Annotated in this window: 13 protein-coding genes; 5 read left to right on the forward strand and 8 right to left on the reverse strand. The window is 38.0% G+C overall.

The window, feature by feature from the left end:
- Positions 1–122: 122 nt before the first annotated feature.
- From ACFILY_RS08615 to ACFILY_RS08645, 7 genes are all read right to left on the reverse strand, one after another.
- On the reverse strand, positions 123–746 hold the full coding sequence (locus ACFILY_RS08615; protein WP_375637862.1) for a lambda exonuclease family protein: 624 nt from the start codon (positions 744–746) through the stop codon (positions 123–125).
- A gap of 1 nt (position 747) precedes the next feature.
- The gene (locus tag ACFILY_RS08620; protein ID WP_375637863.1) at positions 748–1,527 is read right to left on the reverse strand and encodes an ERF family protein; all 780 of its coding nucleotides are present in this window, start codon (positions 1,525–1,527) and stop codon (positions 748–750) included.
- Between the two features lie 122 nt (positions 1,528–1,649).
- On the reverse strand, positions 1,650–2,057 hold the full coding sequence (locus ACFILY_RS08625; protein WP_375637864.1) for a hypothetical protein: 408 nt from the start codon (positions 2,055–2,057) through the stop codon (positions 1,650–1,652).
- A gap of 12 nt (positions 2,058–2,069) precedes the next feature.
- A complete protein-coding gene (locus tag ACFILY_RS08630; protein ID WP_375637869.1) occupies positions 2,070–2,828 on the reverse strand; it encodes an antA/AntB antirepressor family protein in 759 nt (252 codons plus the stop codon).
- A 70-nt stretch (positions 2,829–2,898) separates the two neighbouring features.
- On the reverse strand, positions 2,899–3,261 hold the full coding sequence (locus tag ACFILY_RS08635; RefSeq protein ID WP_273791004.1) for an antA/AntB antirepressor family protein: 363 nt from the start codon (positions 3,259–3,261) through the stop codon (positions 2,899–2,901).
- A 63-nt stretch (positions 3,262–3,324) separates the two neighbouring features.
- Positions 3,325–3,699 carry a hypothetical protein gene (locus ACFILY_RS08640; protein ID WP_375637865.1) on the reverse strand — a complete coding sequence of 125 codons (375 nt, stop codon included), beginning with the start codon at positions 3,697–3,699 and terminating at the stop codon, positions 3,325–3,327.
- A 244-nt stretch (positions 3,700–3,943) separates the two neighbouring features.
- The gene (locus ACFILY_RS08645) at positions 3,944–4,561 is read right to left on the reverse strand and encodes a S24 family peptidase (RefSeq protein WP_273791002.1); all 618 of its coding nucleotides are present in this window, start codon (positions 4,559–4,561) and stop codon (positions 3,944–3,946) included.
- An 83-nt stretch (positions 4,562–4,644) separates the two neighbouring features.
- Between ACFILY_RS08645 and ACFILY_RS08650 the strand changes: the two genes are divergently transcribed.
- The 5 genes from ACFILY_RS08650 (at position 4,645) to ACFILY_RS08670 (ending at position 7,605) form a co-directional block, all read left to right on the forward strand.
- Positions 4,645–5,019 (forward strand): hypothetical protein, encoded by a 375-nt coding sequence (locus ACFILY_RS08650; RefSeq protein WP_273791001.1) that lies wholly within the window; start codon positions 4,645–4,647, stop codon positions 5,017–5,019.
- Between the two features lie 16 nt (positions 5,020–5,035).
- A complete protein-coding gene (locus tag ACFILY_RS08655; protein ID WP_273791000.1) occupies positions 5,036–5,473 on the forward strand; it encodes a hypothetical protein in 438 nt (145 codons plus the stop codon).
- 81 nt (positions 5,474–5,554) lie between these two features.
- A complete protein-coding gene (locus ACFILY_RS08660; protein ID WP_273790999.1) occupies positions 5,555–6,034 on the forward strand; it encodes a crossover junction endodeoxyribonuclease RuvC in 480 nt (159 codons plus the stop codon).
- A complete protein-coding gene (locus ACFILY_RS08665) occupies positions 6,024–7,235 on the forward strand; it encodes a hypothetical protein (protein ID WP_375637867.1) in 1,212 nt (403 codons plus the stop codon). Before ACFILY_RS08660 ends, ACFILY_RS08665 begins: the two co-directional genes overlap by 11 nt.
- Positions 7,219–7,605 (forward strand): hypothetical protein, encoded by a 387-nt coding sequence (locus ACFILY_RS08670; protein WP_273754097.1) that lies wholly within the window; start codon positions 7,219–7,221, stop codon positions 7,603–7,605. Before ACFILY_RS08665 ends, ACFILY_RS08670 begins: the two co-directional genes overlap by 17 nt.
- Before the next feature lie 9 nt (positions 7,606–7,614).
- Here ACFILY_RS08670 and ACFILY_RS08675 read toward each other — a convergent pair.
- Positions 7,615–7,794, reverse strand: a 180-nt coding sequence (locus ACFILY_RS08675) for a hypothetical protein (protein ID WP_375637868.1), incomplete at its 5' end; no start/stop codon positions are given.

The following is a 7,794-nucleotide window of genomic DNA, read 5'->3' on the forward strand; positions in this document are numbered from 1 at the left end:
TGGTAAAAAAACAAAATTCCTCATCTTTAGCAGGCTGTATGATAATATGTTTGGTGTTACACACGTTTAATTTCCTTAGTAAATGGGTGTGGGTGCTGGGAGGAGAGAGCACCCACATAGGTTTAAGCAGCTTTTGTCAAAATCTTTTGCATCTCTTGTTCTATTTCCCCTAAAAAGATTTCGACAGCTTTATTAATCTCTTCAATGTGTTCCTCATCGCGGAGGATGCGTTTGATTTTCATTCTCAAACCAGTAGATTTGCCTACAAAGTTTGGATTATAGCTCATGAAATCACACCATTTGCGTCCAGTGCATGCCATTTGGAATTGCATTTGTGCGTGATATTCTGGTTTGATTTCGTCATACATAAAAAAACGCAAATGCGTGGTTGATTGTGGACATTTGACTTCGATTAAACCGTCCTCTCCAATCAACCCATCAGGACTAGCCCCCGCCATTTCCATTTTTGGGTGGGGGATAAACCCGCATCTTGTGACTTCTGCGTCATAAATGAATTCATATTCTCTCAAGGCATTCTCTTCATGTTCAATGCCCCATTGCATAGCAGGTGTTGTATAAGATTGGCTTATTTCCTCTATTAAGCGTTCTGTCATGAGTTTCGTTTTGTAGTCTTCATATTTGCTTGTAGGCAAACCTTTTGCTGTCTTACTGAGTACGTTGTAAACATTAGATGCGGTGACTTTTCCTAAGCGTGCTTGAAACCATTCTGCTGTTCTTTGTTCCATCTCACACCGCCGTTTGTTGCTCTTGTGGTGGTAAGGATTGTTGTGCTTTATTCATTTGTGAACGTTGCTTTTTTTTCAAAGAAAACAAAGCGATTTTGGCTTGTTTATAAGACATATCTGTTAGATTTTTTGCTCCTACGAAAGAGATAAGCTTACTTTCTTCAGATTGTATTTTTTTAATTAATTCTTTGATTTCATTCATTTGTTCAGGAGAGATACCTGCAAGAAGCGTGTTGCCATCTGTATCGTCTTCTTTTCTTGCAACATTAAGAAGCATGCCTAAGAGATATCTACGTGCGTAGGTGAGAGTAGAACCAACCGCTTGTATGTTATTTTTGCTCCCTGTAGCATCAAAAGGAAATGTTCCTTCTGTTGATATTTCATTGCCCGATATATGCTTTAAAGTCATTTCTACAGTTATGTCATTTGAACTCTGGTCTTTGATACGAGAAAACAAGGCAAAGTGATGTGTTGCAAGAGGTCCTTTGATAGCATCAATATATTTATCAAGCGTTGTATAGAGGCTTTTAGTATGTGTATTAATGGCGTTTTGTTCGATATTTTTGTATTCCATTTGCGTAGCCGAAAGATCACGGACAAAGTTTTGGCGCTCTTGTCGTTTTATCTCTTGTTCTCGCAATTCAAGAAGACGCTTGAGACGATCCATATCGACATCATTTTCTAAAGCTCTTTCTAAAAGAAGCTCCATAGCTGTAGGTTTGATTTCACAATCGTTCGTTGTTTCCACTAATTCCGTTTGTGTGGTACTTAGTTCACTCATCTTGATTTCCTCCTATTTGAGCGCAATTCTCCTGTGGCGTGAATCACGCATGTTTTAAAAAGTTGTTTGTGTGGTTAGAAACGGCTTATAGAGACACTATAAGATTAGTAGTCGGTATTTTTTCATCTGGTTTGTTCTCTAGTTGAGGTGAGGTCAATATTATCAACATACCCATAAGCACCTGCATCATTGGCAATGTATATAGCATCGCAGTTACCAAAAACACGTACATCGCCGTAAACTTCTATATATCCATAAAAATGTATACCCTCGTAAACTTCTGCATTACCAAAAACTTGAACATTATCAGAAATTTGTGCATCATCATAAACACGGGCACCTTCATAAACCCATGCATTATCACCAACCCAGCAATCCCCTTCGTGACTTAAATTGCCCTCATGCTCTATACCCCCCCCTAAATCGCCTTTCTCGACGTTTCCAAAGTCTCGTAAGGCGCGAATGCGGTGGAGAGTTCTGCCATTAACTTCGATTGTTGCGTCTGTCAGTTCGTATTTCTTTTTTATCATAATAACCTCCTCTTAATGCATGCTTTGTCTTTTAAGCTCTTGAGACAGCACACCAATTCCTTTTGCTGTGATTTTTGCGCAAGGAATGACTTTTTCTATTCCATTTGCGGTTTTAAGTGTAATGGTTGGGCAATCCATAAGTTTCTTTTGGATTTTGTCTTGATAAGGAAGCAAATTTCCACCTGCTGCACGTCTATAAATCCACCCTTTTTGCTGTAAGAAGAGAATGAACTGTTTTGGTTGCATATCGAGTATTTTAGCGGCTTCTGTAAGACCGAAGAGTCCGTTGTGACGTTGCAAACTTTCAAGAGCAGCTGCTTTTGGTTTAAGGATACTCACTTCACTTTTTAAGGTCTCTAATTGTGTGACGCTTTCTAAAAGAAGTTTCTTAACAAAGAGAGGATCTTCTAAAGCATTTGCAAGGTCTAAAGGTTTCTTTGCACGCCGTTCACATTCAATAAAATATTGACGGGCTTGTTTACCTTTTTCATTACGCTCTACCATGGCGAGCTCTTTTGCCATGTCTAATGTGAGGTGATAGTCTATAGCTGTAACAGCTCTAGATTTTGCGCTCCCCAATTTTGGGGACCGCAAATCTTGTGTTTTTACAAAGTCTTGTCCTTCTATAAAATTGTATCTGGTAATACGGTCCTTAATCCAATTGGAAAAGTCACGTTTTGCCTCTAAGAATGCATGCAGATCACGTGCATTTACTGTCTGAACAGTTTCCTTATCAATGGTTTTTTCTTTAATCTCTATGAGAGTATTTATGATGAACTCCTTTCAAAAAGTTCATATTTTTCAGATGTTATAATAAGGCTTTTCATCATCACCCCCTTAATTAATGAAAACACAAGTTTTGGTATAATATTCTGCCATAGTTTCTATGGCGCTCTGCTTTAGCGATTTTACTTGCTGCGTGAATTTTGAAGTAATGATTATCGGTTTTATCTGTTTCTATTTCAGATTTTGGACAAATCTTCTGTCTGTTCCATTCTTGTTTTGTAAAAACCAAATCCACGCCTTCTTTTAGATCAAGCTTTTCAACACAATCATTAAACCAAGTGGAAAAATCTTGTTTCAAGTGTAAGTGCCTATGCATTACATGGGCATTGACCATTTGGACATAATCGATTTTGTCTTCTACCTCGTTTTCAGGTATGAGATATCCTTCACTATCTTTATTAGTGTCATGTGTGTTCATGAGTTTACTCTAATTAATTATTGATGGATTAAAGGGGGCGCTTTTAAATGCGCCCTTCAGAATTTAAAGCACATCACAAGGACGCAAACGGTGTTGTTGTTCGTAAGTACCGTAAATCTCATCATTATATTTTTCGTCTGCGATCTCGTCTAAAAGTCTATTGTAAACATCACTTTCACGTATAAAGTAATGAACCTCACTATCTTCATCGAGACGTTCAATATTTTCTTTTACATATGCCTCTGCGATCTCTTCAGAAATATCTTCACAGTTCTTTTCAGAAGGATTGATGCGAAAGATTTGGATTGCATCATCTGCCTCATCAACAATGCTTAGAATTTGGCTTTTATCCAGTGGTCCCGATCGACCAATGTTTTGATCATCACCATAGACAACTAATAAAATTTCATCAGAATTTATAAGAATTGGCTTATCCATAATTTCTCCTCCCTAACGCCTCTTGGCGATTGTTTGTGCGTGGTTTATGGATATATTAGTACACTATGCACGAAATACAGTCAAGTACATAATGTACTATTTTTTTAAAAAATAAAAAAATGACGAATCACGGCATAATTTAGAGAATCAAAAGTTTGCTGTTTACTGATAAAAATCAATCAAACTTGCTTCAATCTGTTGATGGCAATCTAATTGATAACGTGAACAGAGAATCGTATTATGTTTACATATCAAGAATAGTGCGCCGTACACGACCTATTATAGAGATAGCGCCTTCAAGTTTTGGAGCCTTTATTGTTTTGTCGTATGAAGCAGGCTGAAAAGGAGGATCATCATTAGGTCTATATCGTTTATATGTCGCTTGTCCAGATTCATCTGCAATTACATAGCAGGCATTAGGTACAAGTTTTTTGTCTCGCATATTTACAAATATTATAGAATCTGGAGGGCTAATTTTATTCATAGATGCGCCATCTACACGTAAAGCAATCCATTCACCGGCAGGAAGATTAACAGCCTCTGTCATAGGATAATCTGAAAAATCCATTATCCCATCTTGCTCACTTAGTTCTCCAGCGCTAATCCATGAAACGAGAGGAATACTTATATTGAGGTTAGGATTTTCTTGAGGAGACTCGCCATACAAAATCCACCCCGGATCTACATTAAATACTTGTCCATAGAGTTCGGCTATTTGGCGCGAAATACCACGATTTCCATTTTCGTGACTAATTAGGGTATTTTGATTAAGAGCTGGTATAGCGCGCGCAGCTTCGCTTGGTGTCGCATATCCAGCATTCTTACGCGCTATTTTAAGTCTATCTTTTGGCAAATAAGTCATTTGTACATTATCCACTATTTTTTTAATTCATTGTGTACGATTTTATCTTGATTTAAAATTGTACGTAATGTACTGCATGTGTCATGGTTAATGATTTTTATGTCAAAAGTTTGATTGAGTCTTTGGGATCTATACGCCAATTTGCAAAGGAAATTGGTTGTAGCTATGAGGCTGCGCGTAAAATGCGTGATCGCAATAGTATTTCTCCAAAATACTGGAATATAATTATTCAGTTGTCTAAAGTCAAAGGTCTATCTTGGGTTACGCTAGATTGGTTCCTACATAATTATGGGAGTAAATCCCATAGAGTTATTCGTCCAATGACAAAACGAAGAAAAGATACGCTTCATCTGGTGGAGAAAGTTAGTACACCAAATACATCACAAACAGTAATATCTTCTCAGAGTGCCGCCTCTACAGATAATAATGAACAGCAACAGCAGCATACACACTCTTAAAGAAGAAAGATTAGAGATGATAGATGTCCCACAGATCACTATAAGCAAAGTCCAGTTGATTGACCTTGTTAATAAGATTGGACAGAAAAACATATATTATGGTGTCGTTTCGACTCAAGATGCATATTTTGAAATAAGCATAGACCCCTCATCAACAGGTTGTCTTGTCTATATGCTGCATAGTATCTTTGCGCGTGATGATAGAAAATATTTTCCGTTATTGCCGTACGATGATTTTAATCAATGGTTTTTATCTGTGTTTACGCAAGCTTTTACAACTTGGTTTGATAATTATTTTTCTCAAGAGTTGTCTTCTTTTTATCGCTTAAATGAGCTGATCTTGTTTATAGCCTTAGTCAAAAATAGGCTTGATTTCTTAAGGGATAAACTCATCGAAAAAAGAAAAGAAGAAATCGAATTAATAAATGATGTGTGCAGTGTGTGTCTGAATTGAGTTAATCCAATTTTTTAAAACTTATAACTACGCGCTCTGTCATAGCGCACATATAAATACGTAGAGCCTTAAGGGGGGATTATGATCACTAACGCACAAACCATTTTATGTCTTGATCTAGGGACCAAGACAGGCTGGGCGATACGTGGTGCGGATGGTTTTATCACAAGCGATACAGAAGATTTTCAACCACGCCGTTTTGAAGGCGGTAGTATGCGTTATTTACGCTTTAAACGGTGGCTTACTGAACTAAAGAGGTCTGTTGATGAAATTGACGCAGTGTATTTTGAAGAGGTGCGCCGGCATGTGGATACAGACGCTTCTCATATTTACGGAGGCTTTCTAGCAACCTTAACAGCGTGGTGTGAACATCATCAGATACCATATGAAGGCATTCCTGTTGGCACAATTAAGAAGGCAACAACAGGAAAAGGCAATGCCTCAAAAGAAGAAATGATTAAGGCGGTATGTGCAAAAGGACATACGCCTAAAGACGACAACGAAGCAGATGCTTTAGCAATTTTATATTTAATGAAAGAAGGGAGGACACATGTCCAGTAAATTACCGTGGACGAGGCTGTTTGCAGATAGGTGGATTCTTGATCTTGCTTGTTTATCTCCCATTGAATGCAATGTTTATATAAAGTTGCGTTTGCAAATGCTTTATACTGGAGAACCGCTTTTAAATAACACGAAGGTCTGGGCTAATTACACTGGCTGTTCAGTAAAAATGTTTATTAAAGCGTTAGAAGTTTTAATAAGCATAGGTCATATCGAAAGTTTAGACGATGGATGTTTATGGAGTTTAAAAGTTGAAGAAGAACTCAATAACTCTAATGAAAGCTTAGATAAGGTATCGAAGACATCTCGGTCAAAGAAGTTCTCAGAGAGAGCAAAGAAAGCAGCGCAGGCAAGATGGGATAAACATACAAATGATGCTTGTGATGATGCTAAAGCCATGCTTAATGATGCTAAATCTGTTAAGTATGATGCTAAGAGTATGCTTAAGGATGCTAAGCATGATGCTTACGACATGCTTAATGATGCCTATATATATAACATAAACAATAACATTAACAGTTATAATAAAAAAACTAAAACTATCGTTTTAGCAAAAAAAGAAATTGGTTCTGAAGATTTAGAAACAATCGATTTGGTTGACGAGCCAACAGAGGTTGCTGCTGTTGAGAGCACATCAGAGCAAATCACAACGGGTGTAGAAAACCAACCTCCCTTTCACGAGCAAGAGAACGTTTCCCAAAAAGCAAAACGAGCGCAAGCTAATCGCGGCTGTCGATTGCCTACGGATTTTGAACCCGATTACGATTTTGCCATTGCAAAGGGCTTGCCTCCAGAGCGCGTGAAAGTCGAAATCGCAAAGTTTAGAGATTATTGGCGTTCAAAAGCCGGAGCAAATGCAACCAAAACCGATTGGCAAGCAACATGGCGTAACTGGGTGCGAAAGGCTATCGAGGATTTAGAAAAAACGAAAAACACGAATAACAATGGTGGAAACAATGGAAACTTTTCAAAAGATCAAAGAACTCGTGGTGGTACCGGAGAGACAATCCGTAATCTTATCGGTGCAACACAGCTTAGTGACACCTCTACAAGATACCGTGCAACAGATAGAGCAATGTGTAACTCTGGAGTTTCCATGGACCTTGAGAAATGGCATTCAATTGACAGCAACCCTAGAGAAACAAGCTTTAGAAGCTTATCAGACTGTTCAAAACTTACTTACCGTGAAAGCGTCTGTTGAAGACATAGCAGAGGCTCTTGATGTGCTTGAAGGTGGTTTGACAATGCAAAAAGTTTCAAATGTAGAAGCGCGTGCAAAGGCTTATATCGCAGCTCTTAACGGCATTTCACTCTGGTCTTTGTTGCAAGCTGTTAAAAATCTTATACGTGGAGAAGCTAAAGGCATGTCAACAACCTTTGTCCCCTCTTGTGCTGATCTTGCGCAGTATTGTCGTGATTTAGAAAGCAGGCTTTATGGTGTTGCTGAGAGAGTTTTTACAGCAGTTGAAAATACGCGTAACCTAGCCTTAGGAGGCAAGCGCATTTCATTCATGAGAATAGGCAAGCCTAGTGAAGAGTGTCATGACAGTAGCAATTCTAAAGCGGCTTAAAACAGCAAACTAGTGAAAAGTGCTGATCATTTTACGATTAGGTATGTGTTTAAATCGACAAAAAGATACCGTACAAAGCGATTTAAAGATTTTACGATAAAACCATATCTGTAATATAAAACGCTCTGTACGGTCAAATTTTAGGTAAATAGACCAATTGGTAAAATTATGGACTAAAAACATGAGAAT

The organism is Bartonella sp. CL25QHWL (assembly GCF_042195335.1).
GTDB lineage: Bacteria > Pseudomonadota > Alphaproteobacteria > Rhizobiales > Rhizobiaceae > Bartonella.